This is a genomic window from Nitrospiria bacterium, assembly GCA_036397255.1.
Lineage (GTDB): Bacteria > Nitrospirota > Nitrospiria > DASWJH01 > DASWJH01 > DASWJH01.
Genome location: DASWJH010000048.1, coordinates 1 through 23,256 on the forward strand (window position 1 = coordinate 1; position 23,256 = coordinate 23,256).

Here is a 23,256-nt window from a genome sequence, read left to right on the forward strand (position 1 = left end):
ACAATTCTACAAATTTTGAGTGTGTCGCTGTTCGAAAAAACCCCAATATTACAAGCGCTTTCTTCGATTGATTACGAAGATGAAACCATTGATGACGATAACCAATTGAATTTATTTGTATAACGTTGGGACAGTAGTGAATTTAAATGATAAATCCGTGAAGGATCATTTCTTTCGCAAAAATTTGTTTAAATGTCAGGAATTTGCTTATCCTTTTTCTGAAAAGAAAGTAACTTTCAGAAAAAAGCAAGACTCCTCGCGGGTTTAAAACAAATTTGAACAAATCTAGGGACTCTACTTCCAAATTTAAGGAAAAGACCCTTTTTACCGATAAACCATTTGTCAAACCTAAAAACCTCTAACCCATTAATATCCAATGAAATAAAGACATTTCAGCTCATTTAAAGAAAAAGAAATTAATCTGGGCACCGAAAATGCACCCTAAAAACCACAAAAATATTATTTATGAAAAAGGCAAACCATCCGAAAGGGTGGGACGCAAAGCCGCGAGGCCTCGGTAGAAATGCTCCAACGTTTCTACAGGGCAAGTCGGGTTGCCATAGGTGTTATGCTTTTAAAAAAGTGATGCGCTTATTGCAACCCATTCTAATCTAGAATGGGTTTTTTTTATTAAAATTGCTTTAAAACATTTTAACTCTTGACAAGAATAAAAAAGGGGTGTAACTTGCAACATTATTATAATGGAGCTTTAAATTATTTTTTACCTTTGCTCAGAGCAAACCCATCGAAAGATGGGGGCGCAGAGTAACGGGGCTAAATCCAAAAGTTAGGATATGCCTGCCGAGCCGCCAAAGGAAATTTCCTTGGCGGTTTTTTTATGAGATGGGAGGGACATTCAGTTATGAAATGCCAAAAATTAAAACCCAATCCTTCTTTAGTCACCTGTTCCTTTTTAATTTTATTTTTTTCTTTCGCCCCAATAGCGAATGCAGGTGAGGCTACTTTATCCTGGAATTCTAATAATGAACCCGATTTAGCCGGTTACAAAGTTTATTATGGTACCTCCTCAGGCCAGTACGGTACTCCAAGCGATGTGGGAACTCAAACCACACATACCTTATCTGGAATACCAGCCGGCGAATATTTTTTTGCGGTCACCGCTTATGACACCTCAGGAAATCAAAGTGGTTTCTCTCAAGAAGTAAGTAAAACGATTCTTGATGGTGGAGGATCCCAACCCGTAGCAAATTCCGGAACAAGCGCCGGTGGGTGCGGTTTCCTAAAAAACTCAAATGCATCCAGTAAGAAACCCACTGATTTTGCCATGTTCCTTGTACCGATCGGGTTAGTTTTGCGATTGTTTTTTAATAAATTTTTACAAAAAGGAGATTTTGTCGTTGTAAGAAGATAGTTCTTTTACATACCTAAGCGTATATAACCTTTGCTCAGAGCAAACCCATCGAAAGATGGGGGCGCAGAGCGCTGGAGCTAATTCCGATTCAGGATATGCTCGCCGAGCCGCCAAAGGATCAATTTTGGCGGCTTTTTTTGTGCCATATCATGTAAGGGATGGAGATTATGAAAAAAAACAAATATAATTTTGGAATTCTAACGAAATCTTTATTAACTCTTTTTCTAATTGGAAACACCCCGGGAGTTTTTGCGGGTGAAGCCCTCCTTTCCTGGAATCCTAATACAGAATCTGATTTGGCAGGATACAAAGTCTACTATGGGGTTGCATCAAATACCTACGGCTCTCCTATAGATGTTGGGAACCAAACCTCTTACACCATTACCGGATTGGGGAACGGAACCTATTATTTTGCGATAACTGCGTACGATACATCTCTCAATGAAAGCGGTTTTTCTTTGGAAGTCAGCCACCTTATATCGGACAATGCCCCACCGGTCATATCTTCCATTGCCGTCCCCAGTATAAGCAATAGTAATGCAGTAATAACATGGACAACCAATGAGTCTGCGACCTCCCAGGTAGATTATGGGACCACCACAAGTTATGGATCCTCTTCAGCATTGAATTTGAACCCCGTTACAAACCATAGCCGGACCTTGAATAATTTGGACCCCTCAACTACCTATCATTATAGAGTGGTGAGTGAGGATGCTTCTGGAAATATTGCCATCTCTGCAGACAACACCTTCACCACTTCGGCAACCCCTGATACCACAGCTCCTGTCCTCTCAAACATTTTCTCCAGTAATATCGGTTCCAATTCGGCAGTGATTACCTGGAATTCGGATGAAAACGCCACTTCCCAAGTTGAATTTGGATCGACCACAAGCTATGGGTCTACCTCTGCGTTGAACTCAAACCTGACGACAAACCATAGCCGAACGCTTAATGGCCTGAGTTCCTCCGTCACCTATCACTACAGGGTCAAAAGTATAGATGCCGCAGGGAACACTGCCCTCTCTGGAGACCAGATCTTTTCCACAACCACCGCACCCGATACGACTGCACCCGTGATCTCTAATATTTCCTCCAGTGGCCTTACAACCTCCAGCCTTATCATCACCTGGACCACCGATGAAGCCGCAACTTCCCAGGTGGAGTATGGAACATCTTCAAACTATGGATTGAGCACTTCCATTATCTCTACCCTCCTCACCAACCATAGCCATATTCTTACAGGGCTTCAACCCAATACCACCTACCACTTTAGGGTTAAAAATGCAGATGCCTCAGGAAATATATCCATATCAGGGAATAATATGTCTTCCACCTCCACTGAAAATACCCCTCCAAGTGGAATTTTTAATTTTTCGGGGGTCGGAGGAAATCAACAAATAACTTTAAAGTGGACCAATCCATCTGATTCCGATTTTGGAGGGGTCCAAATTTATTATAGGACTGATCGTTTTCCTGAAAATTTGAATTCAGTTACCGAGGAATGGGGAAATACCTCTACCAGTAACCATCCCAATACCATTGAGGACACCTATATTGACCTTAATTCAACGAACTTCTCACTGGATTCTCAACTTAAAACATATACCTGGCCACAGGACCAGAATGCCAACTCTATTCTTCTGAAATGGGATCTCTCAACTATTCCAAGTAACGTGACCATTGAAAATGCTACATTGTCCCTCTACCTGGAAGGTAGTGGGGGCGATAGCTCTTATGATATTTCCACCCACAGAATTATTAATAAGAACACCGCAATCAACCAAGTCAATGGCCTTACCTTTGACGGTACGAATGGATGGACTGCAAACAATTGTTGCAATAATGGAATCCCTTTGGCCCAGGCCGATATACTCAGCGCGGAGGATACTCAGTCAATTTCAACAACGCCCGGTTACAAAACCTGGACGGTAACCCAAATGGTTCAAGAATGGGTCAATAATCCCTCAGGGAATTTTGGAATGTTGGTCAATTCGGACCCTGTTGCATCCGCTAATAGCAACCGAATATTCAGTTCAAGCGAGACTAGCCAGCAAAATCAACGGCCAAAGCTGATCATTACCTTTTCACAGGCCCCCTCGGGTAACGGCAGCCCCGGTATTGTAACCGATGGCATTTTGTTGGGAGATTTCGCCGGCCAGCCAAATGCAGCCATCAGCACAATTCATGCCGGCTTGCTGAACGGGCTGACGTATTATTACTCGGCTTACTCCTACGATACTCAAGGGAATTTGCAGACAACCCCGGTTAAGGTGCAGTTAAAACCAGAGACTGGACTAACTAATAACTCTGGATCCACGGCAGGTGGATGTGGATTTACAAGTAGTACACCCCCTTCAAAGGGAGGCCCAGTGGACATGGCAATGTTTATTATTCCGGGGTTACTTGGTTTGAGGTCTCTTATGAAAAGGAGACAACTTAGGCTAAAAATTGGATATCAATTTTTAACATAATTAAACAATAAGGTTTCACTTCCTCTTGACCAAAAGTATAAGTTGGGGTAGTCTAAATGACTGAAATTTTAGCTAAAATGCTCAAGCCATGGAAACAAAAACTTTTCTGTCTGGAATATTTTTGATAATTTCCATAGGTCTACCATGGTGGGGGTGTGATGAGAAAAAAGACAAAAATATAAATTGTTTAAATGGTGTAATATTGTCTTGGAATCCCAATACGGAACCCGATTTAGGGGGATATAAAATTTACTATGGAACAAAATCTCGAAAATATGAAACGCCAATTGATGTGGGAAACTCAACGGTTTATACACTTAGCGGATTGGAAAAAGGTATAAAATATTATTTTGCAGTAACAGCTTACGACTTATCCGGGAACGAGAGCGGGTTTTCGGAGGAGAGATCAAAAATAATACAACTAGGAGGAGAATCAAATGAAAAACATAATTAAAGGAAAAAATAAGCGAGGGAAATTTAATTTTACCGCTCTCAAACTTTTCTTCTCTCTAATAGGATTTCTACTTCTGATTCCAAGTTTATCCTTTGCTGCCCCCGTTATTTTTTATACCGATATCACCAGTGGCCCTAATACGGGAGGAGAGAACAATAACGGGATCTATCTGTCCATTTTTGGAAAGGGTTTCGGAACAGTTAAGGGAACATCAACCGTTAAAATTAATGGAACCGAGGTTGCGACATACAAGCAATGGGGAGCACAATCACGCGTCTTTGATTCTCACGGGATCCGAGTTATCACCGTCCAACCGGGTGCTAATGTAAGTGGAGGGCCAATTGTTGTAACGGTCAATGGTGAAGTTTCAAATAACGATCACACTTTTACTGTTCGATCTGGGGATATTTTCTTCACTGACTGGAATAACGGGAACGACGCAAACGATGGGAGTTTTGGAAATCCGAAAAAATCCGCACAAGCGGTGTTTGATGATAGAGCCAATTTCGGACCTGGAGATACAATTATTTTGATGGGTGGAAATTATGAACAGAAACAAGATGGCCGTGATTATTTTATGATATTTGAGGATTATCCAATAGGTTCTGAAAACAACCCGACGACGGTCATGGGTTATCCAGGGCAAGACGTATTTATAGATATGCGTACTGCCAATCCCAGTGGAGGGTATGCGCTGTTTGGAGCTTACACGGTTTCCTCCCAAAACGAAGGACTTGTTCTTTCAAATTTTCGTGGTGATAGTGGAGGAGACAGTGCATTGATTATGAGAGAAACGGCTTATGTAAGATTGGTAAATGCTGAAATAGAAGGTATGTCTAAAACTGGAAGCGGAACAGGAATGATTAGCAGTCATGGCGATTACTGGAAAATATTCGGAAATGAGATCCATAACAGCGGAGAGAATAAATTTTACCATGCAATTTATTGGAGCGATCAGGGGCACGACAATGAGATTGCTTGGAATTATGTTCACAATATCCGTGGCGGTAGGGGTCTGCAGACTTACGATGCTGGACCTGGTCCGTTTTATAATTATACGATTCATGATAATATATGGCATGACATTGATAGAGATGCAATGGGATTTGGAGGGCCAAGCACAACTGGTTTTAAAATCTACAATAACATTATCTATCGAACTGGACTAGGAACTGCACCGTATGGTGGAGGGGATGGAGGCAATGGCGGTTCAAGTGGAATCCGTTTTGGAACCTCGGGTACGGTAGCAGAGGTGTATAATAATACCCTGTTTGACAATCATTCATTCTCTGGGGCATTTTTTCTGGAATCATTTTCGAGTTTAACAATTAAAAACAATGTAATATTTGCCAACACCTGTAATAGAAATGATAGTTCGGGAAAAGACCCGGCTGACCCGGCTGGATGCACCGATAGCAACGGGCAATATTTCTATAACGATTTCGGTAAGGATACAAGTAAAATAACGGCAAGCAACAATGTTTGGTATTCATCTATTCAACCTCCAAGACAAGCTGCTCCGTCATGGGATACTAATCCAATAATACTCAACCCGCAATTTGTTGATCCAACCCAACCCGCCAGAAACTTCCACCTCCAACCAAGCAGCCCGGTCATCAACGTGGGGGCGCCTACTTCGATTACGAGGGATTTTGATGGAACAATAAGACCCCAAGGAAATGCTTTCGATATTGGCGCTTATGAATTTTGTGCATCCAACTGCCCTGTGGTTGATACTATTCCCCCAGGAATCCCGACAGGGTTCAATGTTACTGTAAAATAAACTTGTTGTTTTATAAGGGCTGGTCGATATCTAAATAAATAAAAAATCCTTTAATGCTCAAATTGAGCTATAAAAGGCGTTTTCCCATACTTCGGAATTGTTTAACATCGCTCGATTTAGGAAAGGAAAAATAGGAAGTCTGGGTCTTTTCCGGCTCCTGGAATACAACCCTTCCTTGCTTAATATTTTCCAATATTTCGATCAGGTAAAGGGCACCTAAAGTTTTAGTCCGTTTGATGAGCATATCAAGCGATTCATGTGGGTTGATCTCAAATTCCCTTTGTAATAAAAATTTCCCTCGATCCACCTCCTGATCCATTGTATGGATGGTAATTGCCGAAAATTTTTCGTTATGATACATTGCCCAAAAATTTGGGAGCATTCCTCTATATTTTGGAAGTTTCGCATTATGTATATTAATGCACCCCCATTTAGGAACATTCAGTATTGCTTCTTTAAATATTTGGGGGGCAGCAACAGATACAATCACATCAACCTTCATATCATTTAATCGTTTTATCATCTCTGAATCGTTAATATTTTTGCAGCGAATAACTTTTATTTTATAATAATTGCAAAGGTGCTCAATATTAAAAAACGTTTTAAAGTAGATTTTCCCTAACAATGCTCCCAACATCTTATTTTTTGCGTACCGTAACCCTATCCGAAAAAAGTCAACCGGCCCATAAAAACCATACATCTGCTTTATCAATTTGGTGATACTCTTTCCCATTGTTCTACATATAATCAAACCTTGAATTTCATAAAGGTTCTTATAGTTATTGAAAAAAGTTTCAAAGAATATCCTGATATAAAAAGGATCCTCCTGGGTGACAAAAACGATCTTCATGCTTTCCTCACTGTTTCCCAAACACTCTTTTTCTCCCCCTTTAAAATATTAAAAAGGCCCATTAAACAAGCAATATTCACCACACAAAAATAAAGAGGCATGGAAAGAATCCTAACTTTTCCTCCCTTTTTGTCAATAAACCATCCCGCAAGCGCCAATAGATATAAACTGAATTGCATGTAGAAAGTGGTATTGTAAAACCAGGGACCCAATAAAAACCAATTCAAGATAAATAATGCAATCATCAAAAGGGGAACCAACCAGCGCAGAACCTTATGTGAGATTAATTGGAACGAAACAAACCCATATTTAAAGGGGTTTAACAAGGCTCGCATATGGAGAATGCCATTCATCCCCCGAGTAATCACTCTGATTCTCATTTTAAATTCCTCAGAGGACCCCTCCGTTGTCGTCTCAAATGCAATTGCTTCTTTTTCAAATGCGATTCGATACCCTTTTTCAAGAATTTTTAAGGGTTCCACCAAATCGCTAATGATATCTCTTTTCAACGGTTCATAAAGATCCCTTCGGACGGAATAAATACAACCACAGCAACCCGTTATGGTTTTAATGCGGGTTTGGCAAGATTTAATGAAATTCTCATATTTCCAAAAAAATATAGTTGCTATCCCCATTGCCGACCCCTTTTTGGTAATATAATTATACCTCCCGCTGACAGCCCCAATGGTGGGATCCGCATAATTTCGAACAATTTTCCGGATGGCATCTCTTCTATATTCCGTTGTTGCATCTGAAAAAACAATAATCTCTCCCTTTGCATTTATAACGGCTTGGTTTTGGGTTTCGGTTTTACCAACCCTTCCCTCCACCCGGAGCAATCTAATATTTTCATACTTCCTACGGTATTCATTTACAATCTGATCGGTTCGGTCCGTTGAACCATCCGAAGCAACTAAAATTTCTATTTTAGAAGGAGGATATTCCAAATCTTCTGCGTTTTCGAGTTTTTTGCCAATATCTTTCTCTTCATTATAGGCTGTAATCAAAAGGGTTACCGTGGGTTCATATTTATCATTTTTCTTAACAGGATTTCGAACAAAAATTGAAAACAGGAAAATTGAGAGTGTATACCCCACATAGACATAAAGGATCAGACCCAAGGTAATCCAAAAAAATAAGGAAGCCATAATCATACCCTCTTAAGCTTTTTTACAAATCATAAGGGAAAAATTCCGAAAGGTGGGGAAGCATTCTTTGAATAAAATCCCGGTGAAGTGATTTTTGTTTTTCAAACTCTTCAGGCATGAAATAAAAGGAAGAAATTTTAACTAAAGCAGCATCAGTTCTTTTATTCAATATTGCGTTTAATGCATATTTAACTCTCCCTGATCTCTTCCCCACCACACCATAAGAATCAAGGAAAAAAGCATATGAAACCAGTGCAAAGCGATTATTTTTTTTAAAACTTGCCTGGTTAATTCTTAATGAATGTTTTCCCGAATGGACAATCTTTGTGGAGGTGTGGACCAAACCCCAATTTTTATCCGGTAAAATGTTTTGTCCCCCAAATATATTATTCCCATGTCTAAATTTACCCCAATAACCAATATATAAAGATAATATATTTTTTTTCTCGTCTTGAAAATTTCTTAAAAAGATTACACCATCAGGAATGATTACAATATTTTCAAAGGTTTCTTCTTGACCAGTCTGGGTCCAATTTCCCAATGCTTCAGGAAAAAGTCCAAAACTTGCCCTCAACGGGGTTCCCTCTCCCAAAGGGAAAAATTCAACATAAAGGGCAGTGATGCCTAATAAAAAAATTACAATAATCCACTTTTGAATCACAAAAGTTACCTTTAAAAATTTTTCTATTGTTTACTGGCCCTTTAAGGAAAATTTAAGCGGGACGTAAAAAAAACATTTTTTTATTACCCGATCAATGGCGAAGAAACCAACAATGCCAATTAAAATAACAAAAGTCCACGCATAGCCATGAAACCCATCTGCGATATCATTATTAAAATAATAGGAAATAAACCCGATGGCCGAAATTCTTAGAATATTTGCGGCGATCGCAAGCGGTATTGCCAAAAGAATAAAAAGGGTTCGAATATAATTGGAATGGTACCCTAAATAAGCAAACACCGAACTAATGGCAAGAAAGGATATGATGGTCTGCATTCCACTACATGCTTCTACGATTTCTAAAGAAAGTGATGATAGATGAATCACATGTCCTTCTAAAAAAACTGGGATCTGGGCCAAACCTAATATGAAACTTGAACTTCCCGCAATAAAAAACTTTAGTTGATTTGCGACAAAATAATTAATGAAATATGGAATGGGTAACATAAAAACCAAATAGGAAATGGGGAATAAAAGTGCCTTTAACATGGTAAATCCATAAAGTACGTAAATTATTCCTAATAGAATTGTTACCATCCCAATTCCTTCGATAAAAATCTGGTCAAGAAATTTTCCCCATATAAAAAGCGACAAACCACTAAAAAGATACAAAACGCTAAGGGAACTTGTTTTATTATTTTCATATTCATAAAGAAGGGAAGCAATTTTTTCCCGATGGATCCAAATTAGGTATACCGATACGATTGGAATCAAAAATCCATGAGAGAACTCCGGATCACTTCTCCACTCAAAAAATAGTGCCCCCCCCAGAGGATAAAATAACCAAATTAAAAGAATTGTCATTAACAAGTAGAACAAAACCTTAAATTTATTAAGATTAATGGAGTTACTCATAATTTTTTAGAAAAAAACCTATCTAAAGTTTTAATAAGTTTCTCTGAATCAACTTTCCAATTATATTTCATTTCCACAGCTTTTTTCCCGTTTATTCCATAACCAACTCTGGACTCGTCCCGCAGTAATTGAATTATTTTTTCACCTAAATCATTACTATCACCGTTTTTAAAAATAACGCCGCACTTTTCTTCTTGAACGATCCTTTGAAGGGGGAGGCAATCGGAAACCACAACGGGCTTGCCCATGGCCATGTAATCAAAAATTTTATTTGGAATCGTAGTATCCGTATGCTCACTCCGTGAATGAGGGATCGTGCAAACACTGCTTTTTTTAATTATATTTGGAATGAGAGAAAAATTAACCCACCCTTCAAAATGAACAGAATCCTTTATTCCCATTTTTTCCGCACAGTTTATTAAATTCCGTTTCTCTGTTCCATCCCCAACAACCCGCAAAATCGCATTTGGAAACTCTTTTAATACTTTAAGCATCGCCTGGATCAAAATCTTTACCCCTCGATGTTTATCAATTTTCCCAACATACAAAATGCATGGGTTCAATTCGTCTCCATTAAAATTATCTCCTTGAATCTTTTCTTTTTTATCCAGAAACAAATTTAAATTAGGTGTGTTCAAAATGCATGAAATCCTATCCTCCGAAAAACCCATTTTAATCAATCGAGTCTTTTGTTCTTCCGCAACAACAAGAATATGTTTCATGAACTTTAAAGCAAAATGTTCATAGGTTCGGGGTAACCACCCATTCAAAAAGAGAAAAGGCTTATATCTGGGGTTACCATAGGCAATCAGAGCCGCGGGATAATTCTCAGCCATGTCTAGGACAACAGGCTTTTTTAAAAATTTACCCAGGACCCCCACCATAAGGGCCAAGGGAAGATCTCGAACAACGATCAAATCCACCGAATAGTGGGTAAGGACTTTATAGGTTTTGTAAATCCAAAAAGGGTTAAAAAATATAGGATAGGACAACCATCTAAACCTTACATCCAAAAATTCTGACAATTTAAAATAGACACGGTGGATTTCCCCATAGGAAAAAGACTCCATTAACGGCAAATTCTTTTTCCCTCGAGAGATCACATGGATCTCATGGCCCCGCTCACCTAACCGGTTTATCATCTTTTCCAAACGAATATCCCAAGGATATATACAATGCCAAAGGAATGCTATAATTTCAAATTGTCCGTTATTTCTCTTCTCTTGATTTTTGAGAGGACTCATCTTTGGTCAATTTCCATAGTCTATGATAAAGGTCATTTCCAATAAGACTCTTTATGGCATTTTTCATTGTGTACTCTACTTCCTTTTTTATAATATACTTTTTTTCCAATTTGACCATTTTCTCAAAAGTAGGAAAATCGGTATTTTCTGAAACGATTAATCTCCCTAAAATAGGAAATTTGCCGCTTCTCCATTTTACCCTTGGCAAAGATACACATACTGCTTTGTAACCCATCTTTTTGGAAATTTCCAAAACAGATTCAGTGAACCGGCCACCGGGACAGGAAAAAAAAGATACCTTCTTCCCGGTAATATCTTGTAAAATATCTTTTGATTTTTCCAGTTCTTCGTAGATCTGATCTGGTGCTAAATCATTCAGAAATCTGTGGGTATGAGTATGAGATTGAATAGACATTTGATTCTTTGCCATTTCCTTAATATGGTTTTCTTCGAGTAAATCCTTTCCTTTCCCAATGAATTGTGTGGCAATAAAAAATTCCCCAGAAAACCCATAGCTTTTTAATAAAGGAAGAGCTAAGGTATAGTTACTCAGTTGTGTATCATCAAAAGTGATGACTATTTTTTTTTCAGGACCAAATCCATCCTTTTTTATAATTTGGAATAATTCTTCTAAAAGAATCGTTTGATACCCGCTAGATTTTAAAAAATCAAGTTGCCTTAAAAATTTATCCTTTGAAACGGCATAAGGGTGTACACTAATTTCTTTTTGCACAATCTCATGATACATTAAAATAGGAATAATCATTTAGTTTTCAATCATAAATTGATAATCTTAATTTATTTAGCTAATTTTTCTTCTAACATAAGAGCATCAGCGAAAAACTTTGTCGCCCAATTCGGAAATGCAAATCGCTGGTACCCGCCCCAGATCGGGTGGGATCCTGCAATCGCCCCTCTTATTCTGGGATCTTGAATGGACAATAGCTGTCGCTCCTTTAGAAAATTATTAATTTTCCTTGCCCCAACAAAAAATTTTTTATCTCCAATTATTTCAAAAAGCCGGAGGAAAATAATGGATATTTGGGCATTCCCTGTTAAACAAGAGAATTTAGACCCAGTTTCCCAGTTAGGGCCAAAAGTGGCCGAAAAAGAACCGTCAGAATTCATGGAATGAAGTAATTGGGAAGCCGACGTAATAGCGCGATTTATATATTGTTCTTCCTTTAAAATTTCTCCTGTTTCAAGAATCCCTCGTATCGTATAGGCAATGGTATGGGTATAGGGATAGGTATGGGTGGCCAGTTTGAAACCGGTTTTATCAAACCATCCATTGGTATTTTGATTTTTAAGGACCCATTCAATATTCTTCTGCGAAGCCTCCTTGTAAACTGGTTTTTTTGTTAGGATAAACATTTGAGCCAATGCCCAAGCTACGCGGGAATAATATGAGTGGGGAATATTGTTATATGTATAAGTACTCCAGGACCCATCCTTATCCTGGACACTGACTAACCAATCACTTGCTTTCTGTGCTGCTTCAAGATATTTTTCATCCTTCCCATGGGTATATAATCGGATTAATCCAAAAACAATCTGCCCGGTATCAAAAACAAATTTCCCTAACCGGGACCCCCAAGGCCCTCCAAAAAATGAACCATCCTTGTTTTGGATGGAAATCTCCCAATCCCCCATTCTAAAGGCTCGATCCAAATATTCATTGGAACCCGTCAACCGGGCATAATTTAAAAACGTCGGAATGATATACCCTGTTGTTTCCGGGTATGATGGAGACCATCCAAAAATTAAAGAATACCTTAGGGAAACGCCATCGTCATCGGTGGCATCTTGAGCAGTGGACAACCAATCGATCGCAGCCTTAATTCGGCCAAAATTAAATAAATTTCTCTCGGTTTTTCTAATACCTTGTTCAATTAAAAAACATGTTATAAGGCCTTTAAGATTCATTTTTTGTTTTTGGTTTAAATGAGGGAATTTGGGTTAATTGGAACCTGGGTTTGATTTCAGCAATTGTTGGTAACTCTTCTCGTAATTTTCTGCCATTATTCGCGAGGAAAATTCTTTAAATACTTTTCCATAACCCCTTTCTGAAAATAATTGGGCTTGTTCTTTATCGGAAATGAGAAATTTTATTGAATCCGCTAATTCAACCACATTTCCAGGGTCCACTAACAGCCCATTAAATTTATCCTCGATGAGCTGAGGAATTGCCCCTACTCTTGTAGATACAATCGGTTTTTTAGAGGCCATGGCTTCAAGCAAAACCATTGGTAATCCTTCATATAGGGATGTAATAACAAAAACGTCCATAATCTTATAAAGTGTTGCCACATCCTTCCTTAATCCTGCAAAAAATGTATTTTCGGCAATTCCCAATGATAAACTTAAACCATGCAAATTCTCCTTTTCAGGACCTTCACCTATTATGAGGAAACATGTCTTTGGGTACTCATGAACGACGATCTTTGCAGCACGTATAAAGTTTTCAAACCCTTTTTCAGGAGATAACCTTCCCACACATCCCACAATTGTACATTCCTTTGGAACCCCAAGTTGATTTCGGAGGAGGTTTTTATCCACCCAGGCCTGAGATTCATATTCGTTAAGATTAACCCCATTATTTATTATTTGGATTTTATTTTGTTTAATTCCGTATTTCACCAGTTCTTCCTTCACTAACGGCGATACGGCTATTATTGAATCAAAAAATCGCAACAAATATTTGTCTATACGAGAATACCACTTAAGCTTTTGGTTGAAGGTGTTCCAATTATGACATGTCGCTAATCGATGCACCTTTAACCAATATGATGCCAACAGGGCATAAAAATCCGATTTATAATCATGGGAATGAATAATATCAACCTTTTGCTCTAGGAGAAACTTGCGAATCTCACGTATACTCCTTATATCCAATCTTCCCTCACAAGGGAAAATCACGTTTTCAATTCCTTTTTCGTGAGCCCTTTCAGCAATTTCTGTATGAGGATTTTTAGAATTTCTTAGGACGCCAATAATGGGTTTAAATCCAAGAACAGGGCCTTCTTGGGCAAGGGACAACAGGATAGTCTCACCGCCAAATATACCTAAGCTGCTGCATAAGTGCAAAACCTTGTATGCCATAAAATTAACAAGAGAAATTAATTTAACCCCTTGTTGCTTCGTAGGGTAGGTGGGCTTTCCCAAATAGTAAATTATTTTTGGTAGGTAACTGGCCTGTTTTTTTCAATATGATTCCTAATAAATGCCTCCAGTCTATCCCTTATTTCGACTTTCTCATTTATTAAGTTAATCTTCTCACCGTAATCCTCTTTCCAATTATACAGCTCAAAAATTGACTCCCCATAATTGGCTATCATTTTCCATTCCCCATTAATTGCGCAGGCATAATTTCGGCTTTGCTCGCTTATAATAAATTTCGTTTTATAATCACTTTCTCTATTGTACATAAGCGGCATTAGGCTGTTCCCATCAAAATCATAGTTTACCTGTATATCCAAAACATCCAATACCGTAGGAACCAAATCCATAAGGCTGACAGGATAAGAACAAATTTGGCTTTTAATTTCTAAATCCTGAGGAAACTTAATAAACAGGGGAACATTAATCATTTCGTTACAAAATATATCCGGATGACCATAGTATCCCCTGGTACCAAATAGATCGCCATGATCTCCTGTAATAATAATCATCGATCGACTATCATCGTTTTCGTTCAGCAACTCCCCAATTTGAGAATCCAGGTACTTCATTTTCTCTTTGTAAACCGCAAGCATTTTCTCCTTTTCACTTGGATTTATTTTCTCAGGGGAAATAGTAGCCTTTTTCCACACACTTCCTGCCTCCATTCTATTTTTGAATTGCCATCCCGATCTGGAAATATATGGACCGTGTATATCCATATAATGCAAGCTAACAAAATACGGTAATTTGTCTTTTTTAAAGTTTTGCCGGATCTGGAAATTTAACTCTTCTCCTGAACTATAAGGATCCCTCAGGAGGGTTTTCAGTAAAAGGAGGGCCTCTAGCAAAGGCCCATGCATATTCTTGAATAAGATGCCATCATCCCTAAATACATTAAACCCTTTTTCAAATTTCCTCCAACTCGACGTGCATGGATTGGCAGTAAAACCATACGTGGAATATCCATTTTTTTGAAGTATTTGCGACAACATCGTCCTTTTTGGAGAAACAGATTTATACCAATCTCCATATCGACACGGGCAACATCCCGAAAGGATTGCAAGAGCTGACACCGCTGTTCGAACACCAGCCGAATAGGCTGAGGTAAAAGTAACGCACTCTTTTGAAAAAGCATCCAGGTTGGGGGTCAAATTTTCAATTCGGGCCCCCTCATTGAAACATCCAACAAAATTTCGATTCCAAGAGTCAACAATAACCAATACGATATTATACTTCGGCACTTCCTTATCCTCTATTCGTACGACTTAAAACAGTTTGAGTAATTCTATAACCCGATTCAATTCCAGAAATCGGCTTGATGGCTCCTCAGTCAAGATAGTTTAAGAATTAATCGGTTTATTTATTGGCTTCTTTGCAATGACCACCAACCAAGCTCCTAACAGTGCATCTAATGTAGATGTCTCCTTCATCATATAAAATTTCTTATAATGCTTTGGAGAAAAAAAAGAAAATATTTTTGGTCCAATAACCAGAGGTGAAAGTAAGAGTGCTCCTAACGAGAAATGTGTTGACCGAACGCTTTCACATTGAAGCCCAACGCTTTTTATGGCACTCAGTACATTAGCAAGCGTCATCGGATAACGAAAGGAAGCCGCAGGATCTTCTGCATCGGGTACGCAAACATGGGGGGGGCCAATAACATTCCAGGTGACAGATCCTGTCATCATATACAATAGGCGCCGCCGGATATCGGCATTATTTGGAAATGAAATGATTAGATTTCCCCCTGGTTTTACAACACGGGCCAGTTCCCGTACTGCACGTCCCCTTGCCCATACACGTTGAAGTCCATTGAGGCATGCCACTGCATCAAAAGTATTATCGCCATAAGGAAGCCGATCGTTCAGATCGGCAAATTCACAAGAGATCTCAGATAATTTAAATTGGCTCGGAAAGATATCACAGCAAGACACGTTGAAACCTTGCTCAACAAGTAACTGGGCAAAAGGACCTTCTCCCGTTGGGCAATCAAGTAACTTTTTCGCCCCTGATTCACCAAGCACTTCCAAAGCGATTTCAAACACCTTAGAAGGAGATCCTATTGCTTTAGGTTTATTCATCCTCTATTTTCCCCCAAATTTTATACGGTGGCTGTGCTGTTCAATTCCACCATTGATTGTTTTTTATTTGCTATGATGTTTCCCCGTACCACAAGGGCCCACACGACCCAATAAAAAGCACCCAACATTGCATAGGTCCACCGGTCCCCAAAAATATTGACAATGAAACAGGCAACCACTGTAGCAGAAAAACCCAACCCCAATCCTTTTAGGAAATTATCCTCCGCCATTAAATAGAGTTTCCATCCTCCTTTAAAGGCCAGATAGAAAAGATAAAGGAAAAGGGCAATTCCAATAATTCCCATTTCCACCAAAAACTCAACGTATCGGTTATGGGGGTCTCCTTTACTGGATAGGTACCCCCGGTTTCCCCTAAATCCCAAAACGGCCACCGTTTCATATCCATATCCAAGGGGATTTTTAATAAAGAGATCAACTCCATGCTTCCATCTTCCCAATCTACCAGCCGCGGATGATTCGAGTCCAACCTCCTCATCTTGTGTCATATTGACTCTCTCTATAGCGGATTGGGGAATTAAATAAGTCAAGATAATAGCCATGAGGGAAACAAAAACGATGGCCTTTATGTTTCGGGTGGCAACAGAGATAAAGAGAAAGGCAATACCAAACGCTAGATAGGCCCCTCTTGAAAAGGAATAAACCATGCAATAGATGTTCAATCCTAACACTCCAATCAAGGGCCACTTCCAAGGTCCAACCTTGGAGATTAATAAGAGTCCTAGGATTATAAAAGAATACTCGGCCCAGAATGCCCCGATTTCATTTGGACCGAGATAGGTAAAGACTCCGCTCCATCTTCTCTCCTCCCTGAAATGGCCACCGGTATGTCCAAAATTCCGGTAAAAATGAAAGCTAACAAGAAACATGGAGATAATGATTACAGAGATGAGATTAATCATCTGCCGTTTGTTATAAATTATCTTGAAGGTAACGATAAAAAGGACAGGAAGGATCATATGATTCTTCCAATTAATAAATCTCACATCCTCACCTGAAATGGGAAGATCTAGGCCATTGATGAAGGAACCGATCCACAGAAAAACATAGGTCAAAAACATATAAAATAAAATCGGTTTCATAGGGATTAAGAAATTCAAATCCCTCTCTTCTTGTTTCTCAGGCCTCAATAGACAAAGCAGAAGCAAGGTAACAAGATAGATGTCAACAATATCCTTCCCCAATGGAAAAACTTGTATTTTCTCAATGAGAACCTGCATCGGAATAAGAGCAACGATAAAATATAGCCCAATTTCCCGCTTGTAAAATAACATGATGAAATAAGTCACAACGGAAGATATATAAATAACAAGAGGTAAATAACTTGATAGCCCAAACTTGATCATCCCAAACCCATTCTGTCAGCCTTCACAAGATAGTTCAATCTCTGTCTTTCTCTTAAATCCAGGGTAAACAAATAGGAGGAAACAAAAAAAACCCCTATAATCATCACTGCGAGGAAACCAAACATGGGAATGGAATCTACAATATCCTTTTTCAGGAGGTAGTATATCAACAGGACTGGAATAAGGCTAAAAACATTCTTTAAAAGGTATTTCGTATAATACTCCCAGAGGTCTATTCTATATACCCTGCAGGTAAATATTGGAATCAAGGTTAGATTTACGATGCATAGTGGAATTGTGTAGGCATATGCCAATCCGACGAGACCATGGGTTTGTATTAAAAAAAAACTGAGAATGAATATAGATGCAGACTCTAAAACTGTAAAAAAGGACAACACTTTGTGCTTTCCCGTAGCCTTAAGAAGGCTGTGGGTTGTGGATTGAGAAAGCTGGGAAAGGGCCCCTATGGACAAAATCATCAGAATCGTCCCGCTTACCGGAGCGTATTCATCACCGATCCACAATGCTATGAAAGAATCCCCATAAAACATAAAAATGAAGATAACTGGAATTGCGATAATTAAGGATATTCGGGTAAAACTCAAATAATATTCCTGAATCTTCTGTTCATTGTCTTTAGCATCCAACTGGCTAAACCGGGGAATTAAAACCTTAGATATGGCCAGTATGAAATTTTGTAAATAGATAATAAGATTATTCGAAATGGCAAAAAAAGTAATTGCGTTAGGAGACATAAAGATTGCAATCACAATCGACCAAATAGAAAGATTTATTTTCTTGCAAATATTAATTATAAAAATATAAAAGGAAAAATTCATAATTTTAACCAGTGCATTTTTCCTAACAGAACCTAAATGGATTCTCAAATTGGGAGCTGATCTTAAGGAGTAGACTGATAGGGTCAGCCCTCTTACCACATTGAAAAATGTTTGATTCAATACAATAGCCATTAGCTGGTATCCGTTTAATAAAAGAATTACCGCTGCAATTGAGCGAGCAATAAATATAATAGTTGTTATGATATTGACTTCAAAAAATTTTTGTTCTGCACTTAAAATAGCGGAAAAGGCATAAAAAACAAATTCTAGGGCTAGATTTAGACCGGCAATAACAAAAATTACCATGTAAATGCGGTTATCCATGAAGCTAAACAAGCTCCCTAAAAAAGGTGCGATGGAAAGAATCAATAAAGAGGTGCCTACACACAAGATTAAAAAAATAAACAGTCCAGAATTAAATATTTCATTGGCAGATTTGTGGTCACTTAACTCGAAATATTTCGATAAATACCTCACGTTGGCGGTGTTTAACCCAAGATTTAGCAACTCCATATAACCGATTAGGGATAAAATAAGTACCCATATTCCATATTGAGAATCCCCCAGTTTGTGGATGAAAAAGGGGGTAAGGAAGAACCGGATAGCCGTTATTGTCGAATACATTCCCCAGGTTGAAAATATATTTTTAATTACTCGACTTCCCATTGATCCCTTTCCAGTCGCCATGTCCCTGAACTTTCCCGCCTATTCTAAAGGGTATTCCGTTTATAAACCTTGCTTCTATTTTCTCGATTGTCATTAAATACGAGATCAAACTCTTGTTCGATAAAGGAAATTATTTCAGGACCTACATAAGAATCTGATTTATAATCTAAAATGACCCAAACTGGACTTTCTGCGTCATCAATAAGTTGCTGAAGCTTGCCAATTGTGTCGATGAGGGGTTTCCCATAGTAAGGTTCATAGGGTTTTTCAAAGGAGGTAAATCCTTCTTCCCCCTCACCACCGATCTTTTTCTGGCGAAGATAAAAAAATTGATAGTCAGGACCTAAAAAGAATAGACCATACTCGAGGGTTGTTAAAATTATTGGATCATTCGGTTCCACGTGTGAACTCAGATAGTGGTATGAAGGAGCCAGGTTCTGGTTAACCCGCAAATCGTGGTAACCGAAGGCCTGCCCTACATATCCCAAAAACGCTCCCGAGGTGTTAATCTTATTTAAGACCACAATTCCCATTGCCATGACCACAAAGATGCTCAGGGTTGTTAGCAGCAGATATCGTCTGTTAATGAAAACGCTAGCCAAATCTTTGTGTAAGACCCCGTAGCTTTTAACCAACCGCTGACCTTCGAGTTCTTTCTTGCACCATAAGGTAAGTGTCCCAATCATCTGAGAGCACGCCAAGATATAAAGGGGAACCCATCCAACAATGATCCTGTGTTGAACGCGATAGGTTAGGAAAGATCCAATGATCAATGCCGGCAAAAGGACCACCAGGGGATAATGAAGGCGAAGATCTCCCTTACCGATTATCCAAACAGCCATTATTAAGAAGAATGGCATAGAAAAGGGTAATAGCTTGTCCAATGCCCGCCAAGGATAAATCAGGTTTCCGATGATCTCCTTTATAGGCATGCCTGCGTGAATCAGAATAGGTTGCCCAACACCTGAATGGGCAGTAAAGGATTCGTAAGTCCCAGGAATCTCATAGATCTTGACAAACCAAAAAAACAGACCCCAAATGACAAGTCCAACGTATAACGGGGTCTCCTTCCACCAACCCGGAATTCGATAAACGAGAAAAGTAAAGGCGAAGATCGGGCCAACCAAGACTCCTGCCTCCGAACTCAGCATAGTTGCAGCCATAAAAAAGATCGCCAACCACTTTGATACCACCCTACCCTTGATAAAACCCATATAAAAAAAGTACATGCTTAATGTATAGAAAGCTGCATAGGTAATATACATTCGCCCCGACAACGAAAATTGACTAAACAGAGAAGAAACAGACAGGATCAAAGCAGCCAAAATTGCAATCTGAGGGTTGGAAATTTCTTTTCCAAGAAGGTAAATGATAAAAATAGTCAATAGACCAAACAGAATTGAATTCAATCTCATCGAAAAATAGTCAATACCGAAAATGCCGATCGGTATCGATAGAAGGTAGTGGTGAAAGGGAGCACGCGTATAAAGAGAATTGGAGGGAAGATACGGTAACCCTGTCCTGGAAATCGAATCAGCCACCACGGAACTTAATATCTCATCGGTATACGTAACGTAATCCCCCACGTAATTGAACTTCCAGAAAGCTGACAAAAATAGAATTAAAAAAAGAAGGAGCGGATATTTTATTCGAAACAAAAAAGGCCCAAAAGATGAACTCATAAACTACAGATACCCCAAACTTTCTAGATTTTTCTTAGTTAATTCATCCACTGAAGATTGTTTTTCGTGTTCTATTTTTTGATTCATCGCTTGCCATTTTAAAAGTTTTTTCTTTAGCTCTGCCGCAATAATCTTTTCCTCACCAATCTTATTGAAACGTTCATCTTTGTCGCGCCCAATATCGTACAGCTCTTCTTTTCCACTCTCACTTTTAATAAATTTATGATCGCCTTGCCTAATCATTACCATAGGGTCTTTAAATCGCCGAACCACCTCACTTGAGTCCGGATTTCCAACCCGCTTCATGATGAAGCTTGGAATTCTCCCTTCCCATTCCGCAATAATAAACTCATGAAAAATTTCCTTGGTTCCTCCCAAGCTCACCCCTTGGACTTTCTCTGATAACTGTTGATCTAAACCCAATACGTCAATTACCGTAGGGAAAACATCCACTAACTGCACAAGGCTTGACATCCACTTTCCATTATCTGAGCGTCCAGGATATTTAATTATTAAAGGGATATGGATTATTGGCTCGTATAGGCTAGAAACATGGGAATAAAGATTGTGTTCCCCGAAGTGTTCGCCATGATCCGCGGTTAGGATAATCATGGTCTCATCATAGATTCCTTCCCGCTTCAAGAAATCTGTGAGTTCGCCTATTTTTTGGTCCAAATAGTTTATCTCTGCATCATATAGCGCTTTCAATGCTTCAATTTCATTGGAATTCAGTGTCATTTCATCTACAAAATAAATAAGGGGATTATTAGCAACCAGGCCCACCTTCTTCAGATCGATATTTTGGAGAGAAATGTCTTTCCAATATCGCGCTTTAAAGGCAGATGGGGGATCAAGGGGGTTGTGAGGTTCTATGTAATGGAGAAACATATAGAAAGGATTATCCCGACTATCCAGGAACGATCGAAAAGCCAGTTGATTGGTTCGATGTGCACCATGGTCGCTAACACCCATGATACCGGCACCCTTTCTCAATAAAAAATTGATTCCCCTTTGAACCAGTGACGTTGAGGGTTGCCCCTTCCAAATTTCTTGATAAACCTGGTGCCCCTTTTCGAGTCCGACGAGTTCTCCCACCTGGGAGTTATTAATAAAACCAAAAGTCTTATAACCACACCCCAACAGAACCTGAGCAAGGGTCGGAATGTCACGCCTCAAACGATTTTCACCAACAGCCCCATGACTCGAGGGGTATAAACCTGTTAGCAGAGAGGCATGGGCCGGAGGAGTCCACACGGCAGTCGAATATGCTTTCTCATAAACGACCCCTTCCCTCCCTAGCTGATCGATGTTAGGGGATGTGGGCCGCTTGTAACCGTAGCAAGTAAGATGGTCGGCTCGTAACGTATCGATAGATATCAACAAAACATTTGGACCTTTCACCGTAATTTTCCCTCCAAAATTTGTATGTAGAAATCCTCCATCTTTTTTACCATTTGTTCCAATGAAAAATTATCCTGGACCCTTTTTTTACCTTTTTCTCCCATTGCCATTCGAAGGCTAGGATTCTGATAGAGCTGTAATATGGCATTGGCCAACTGGACCGGGTCATTGGGTGGAATTAAGATTCCTGTATCCCCCATCACAACCGCTTCCGCGTTCCCACCCACATCAGTGGCAATTATTGGCTTTCCCATAACCATTCCCTCCAAAATAGCATTTGAAAATCCTTCGTTACTTCTAGGCACAAGACAGACAAGATCCATTAATGCAATGTATCGTTCAACATTTAGAACCGATCCCATAAATTTTACTCGACCTTCCAAGCCTTTAGTCTTGCATAACGCTTTAAAATTTGCCTCAAGCGGGCCATTTCCAAGGATCAAGACGGCCCATTCTGGAATCTGATTCCGAATTTTATCAATAGCAGCAAAAAAAACATCGTAAGCCTTTTCAAATCGGAAATAGGAAATGATTCCGATCACAAATGCTTTTGGAGATATCCCAAGGTTGTTTCGCAAATTGAGGATGTCATTCATCTTCACCACTGGGAATTGGTCTAAATCAACACCATTATATATCGTTGTCATTTTTCTCATTGGAATACCCTCGGTTTTGTGCATTGCTTTTCCAACTGAATCACATACCATGTTGAAATGATCAACAAATCGGTTCATAAATTTGCATAAAAGAACCTGGTGAGCTTTCTTGAGATCTCCCATATCTCTACGGCTTGAAACGATTCTCTTTACTCCCCCAATCTTTGATATGAAGACTCCGTAGGTATCAGATTTAAAATGATAACTCTGAACAATATCAATATGGTAGTGTTTAATAAGACGAAGAAGTTTTAATGCCTGATAAATCGCATGAGGTCCATAAATTCTGCCAACCCGGATGTATTCAACCGGAACACCTACGCTCCTAATCCTTTCCACAAAGGGACATTCCTCCATATCAAAAGAGCAGATAATGCTATTGAACCGATTCCGATTGAGATGTTTGACCAGATTAGCAATATGCGTTTCCGTTCCACCACCGTTCTTGTATGTATCTACGAGAAAGAGAATATTAATTTTTCCACTCTTCTTTGAAACCATAATCAG

Annotated in this window: 19 protein-coding genes and 3 riboswitches; of the genes, 4 read left to right on the forward strand and 15 right to left on the reverse strand. The window is 39.1% G+C overall.

What is annotated here, in order from left to right:
- Positions 1 to 463: 463 nt before the first annotated feature.
- Positions 464 to 562, forward strand: a riboswitch (cyclic di-GMP riboswitch).
- A 163-nt stretch (positions 563 to 725) separates the two neighbouring features.
- Positions 726 to 814, forward strand: a riboswitch (cyclic di-GMP riboswitch).
- A 48-nt stretch (positions 815 to 862) separates the two neighbouring features.
- From VGB26_06100 to VGB26_06115, 4 genes are all read left to right on the forward strand, one after another.
- Complete coding sequence (locus VGB26_06100; protein HEX9757356.1) at positions 863 to 1,372, forward strand: fibronectin type III domain-containing protein; 510 nt, start codon at positions 863 to 865, stop codon at positions 1,370 to 1,372.
- Between the two features lie 28 nt (positions 1,373 to 1,400).
- Positions 1,401 to 1,487, forward strand: a riboswitch (cyclic di-GMP riboswitch).
- Positions 1,488 to 1,539: 52 nt separating this feature from the next.
- On the forward strand, positions 1,540 to 3,843 hold the full coding sequence (locus VGB26_06105; GenBank protein HEX9757357.1) for a fibronectin type III domain-containing protein: 2,304 nt from the start codon (positions 1,540 to 1,542) through the stop codon (positions 3,841 to 3,843).
- Between the two features lie 88 nt (positions 3,844 to 3,931).
- Positions 3,932 to 4,297, forward strand: coding sequence for a fibronectin type III domain-containing protein (locus VGB26_06110; protein HEX9757358.1), 366 nt, complete (start codon positions 3,932 to 3,934; stop codon positions 4,295 to 4,297).
- A complete protein-coding gene (locus tag VGB26_06115; GenBank protein ID HEX9757359.1) occupies positions 4,281 to 6,080 on the forward strand; it encodes a choice-of-anchor Q domain-containing protein in 1,800 nt (599 codons plus the stop codon). Before VGB26_06110 ends, VGB26_06115 begins: the two co-directional genes overlap by 17 nt.
- A 67-nt stretch (positions 6,081 to 6,147) precedes the next feature.
- Here the strand turns inward: VGB26_06115 and VGB26_06120 are convergent, their stop codons facing one another.
- From VGB26_06120 to VGB26_06190, 15 genes are all read right to left on the reverse strand, one after another.
- Entirely contained in the window at positions 6,148 to 6,930 is a 783-nt protein-coding gene (locus tag VGB26_06120; GenBank protein ID HEX9757360.1) for a formyltransferase family protein, read from the reverse strand.
- Positions 6,927 to 8,078, reverse strand: coding sequence for a glycosyltransferase family 2 protein (locus VGB26_06125; protein ID HEX9757361.1), 1,152 nt, complete (start codon positions 8,076 to 8,078; stop codon positions 6,927 to 6,929). Before VGB26_06125 ends, VGB26_06120 begins: the two co-directional genes overlap by 4 nt.
- 22 nt (positions 8,079 to 8,100) lie before the next feature.
- Positions 8,101 to 8,739: an EpsI family protein gene (locus VGB26_06130; GenBank protein HEX9757362.1), complete on the reverse strand. Its 639-nt coding sequence runs from the start codon at positions 8,737 to 8,739 to the stop codon at positions 8,101 to 8,103.
- Between the two features lie 30 nt (positions 8,740 to 8,769).
- Positions 8,770 to 9,603: an exosortase gene (gene xrt, locus VGB26_06135; protein ID HEX9757363.1), complete on the reverse strand. Its 834-nt coding sequence runs from the start codon at positions 9,601 to 9,603 to the stop codon at positions 8,770 to 8,772.
- A gap of 47 nt (positions 9,604 to 9,650) precedes the next feature.
- Positions 9,651 to 10,796, reverse strand: coding sequence for a glycosyltransferase family 4 protein (locus tag VGB26_06140; GenBank protein HEX9757364.1), 1,146 nt, complete (start codon positions 10,794 to 10,796; stop codon positions 9,651 to 9,653).
- 67 nt (positions 10,797 to 10,863) lie between these two features.
- Entirely contained in the window at positions 10,864 to 11,664 is an 801-nt protein-coding gene (locus VGB26_06145) for a polysaccharide deacetylase family protein (protein HEX9757365.1), read from the reverse strand.
- Positions 11,665 to 11,696: 32 nt separating this feature from the next.
- The gene (locus VGB26_06150) at positions 11,697 to 12,824 is read right to left on the reverse strand and encodes a prenyltransferase/squalene oxidase repeat-containing protein (protein HEX9757366.1); all 1,128 of its coding nucleotides are present in this window, start codon (positions 12,822 to 12,824) and stop codon (positions 11,697 to 11,699) included.
- Positions 12,825 to 12,857: 33 nt separating this feature from the next.
- Entirely contained in the window at positions 12,858 to 14,000 is a 1,143-nt protein-coding gene (locus tag VGB26_06155; GenBank protein ID HEX9757367.1) for a glycosyltransferase, read from the reverse strand.
- Positions 14,001 to 14,071: 71 nt separating this feature from the next.
- Positions 14,072 to 15,301, reverse strand: coding sequence for a sulfatase (locus VGB26_06160; protein HEX9757368.1), 1,230 nt, complete (start codon positions 15,299 to 15,301; stop codon positions 14,072 to 14,074).
- Positions 15,302 to 15,400: 99 nt separating this feature from the next.
- Positions 15,401 to 16,141: a class I SAM-dependent methyltransferase gene (locus tag VGB26_06165; protein HEX9757369.1), complete on the reverse strand. Its 741-nt coding sequence runs from the start codon at positions 16,139 to 16,141 to the stop codon at positions 15,401 to 15,403.
- Between the two features lie 20 nt (positions 16,142 to 16,161).
- A complete protein-coding gene (locus tag VGB26_06170; GenBank protein ID HEX9757370.1) occupies positions 16,162 to 17,505 on the reverse strand; it encodes an O-antigen ligase family protein in 1,344 nt (447 codons plus the stop codon).
- Entirely contained in the window at positions 17,502 to 19,031 is a 1,530-nt protein-coding gene (locus tag VGB26_06175; GenBank protein ID HEX9757371.1) for an oligosaccharide flippase family protein, read from the reverse strand. Before VGB26_06175 ends, VGB26_06170 begins: the two co-directional genes overlap by 4 nt.
- Positions 19,032 to 19,054: 23 nt before the next feature.
- Complete coding sequence (locus VGB26_06180) at positions 19,055 to 20,596, reverse strand: glycosyltransferase family 39 protein (GenBank protein HEX9757372.1); 1,542 nt, start codon at positions 20,594 to 20,596, stop codon at positions 19,055 to 19,057.
- Positions 20,597 to 20,695: 99 nt separating this feature from the next.
- Positions 20,696 to 22,093 (reverse strand): sulfatase, encoded by a 1,398-nt coding sequence (locus VGB26_06185; protein HEX9757373.1) that lies wholly within the window; start codon positions 22,091 to 22,093, stop codon positions 20,696 to 20,698.
- On the reverse strand, positions 22,090 to 23,250 hold the full coding sequence (locus tag VGB26_06190) for a glycosyltransferase (protein HEX9757374.1): 1,161 nt from the start codon (positions 23,248 to 23,250) through the stop codon (positions 22,090 to 22,092). The genes VGB26_06185 and VGB26_06190 overlap by 4 nt, the downstream gene beginning before the upstream one ends.
- Positions 23,251 to 23,256: the final 6 nt, after the last annotated feature.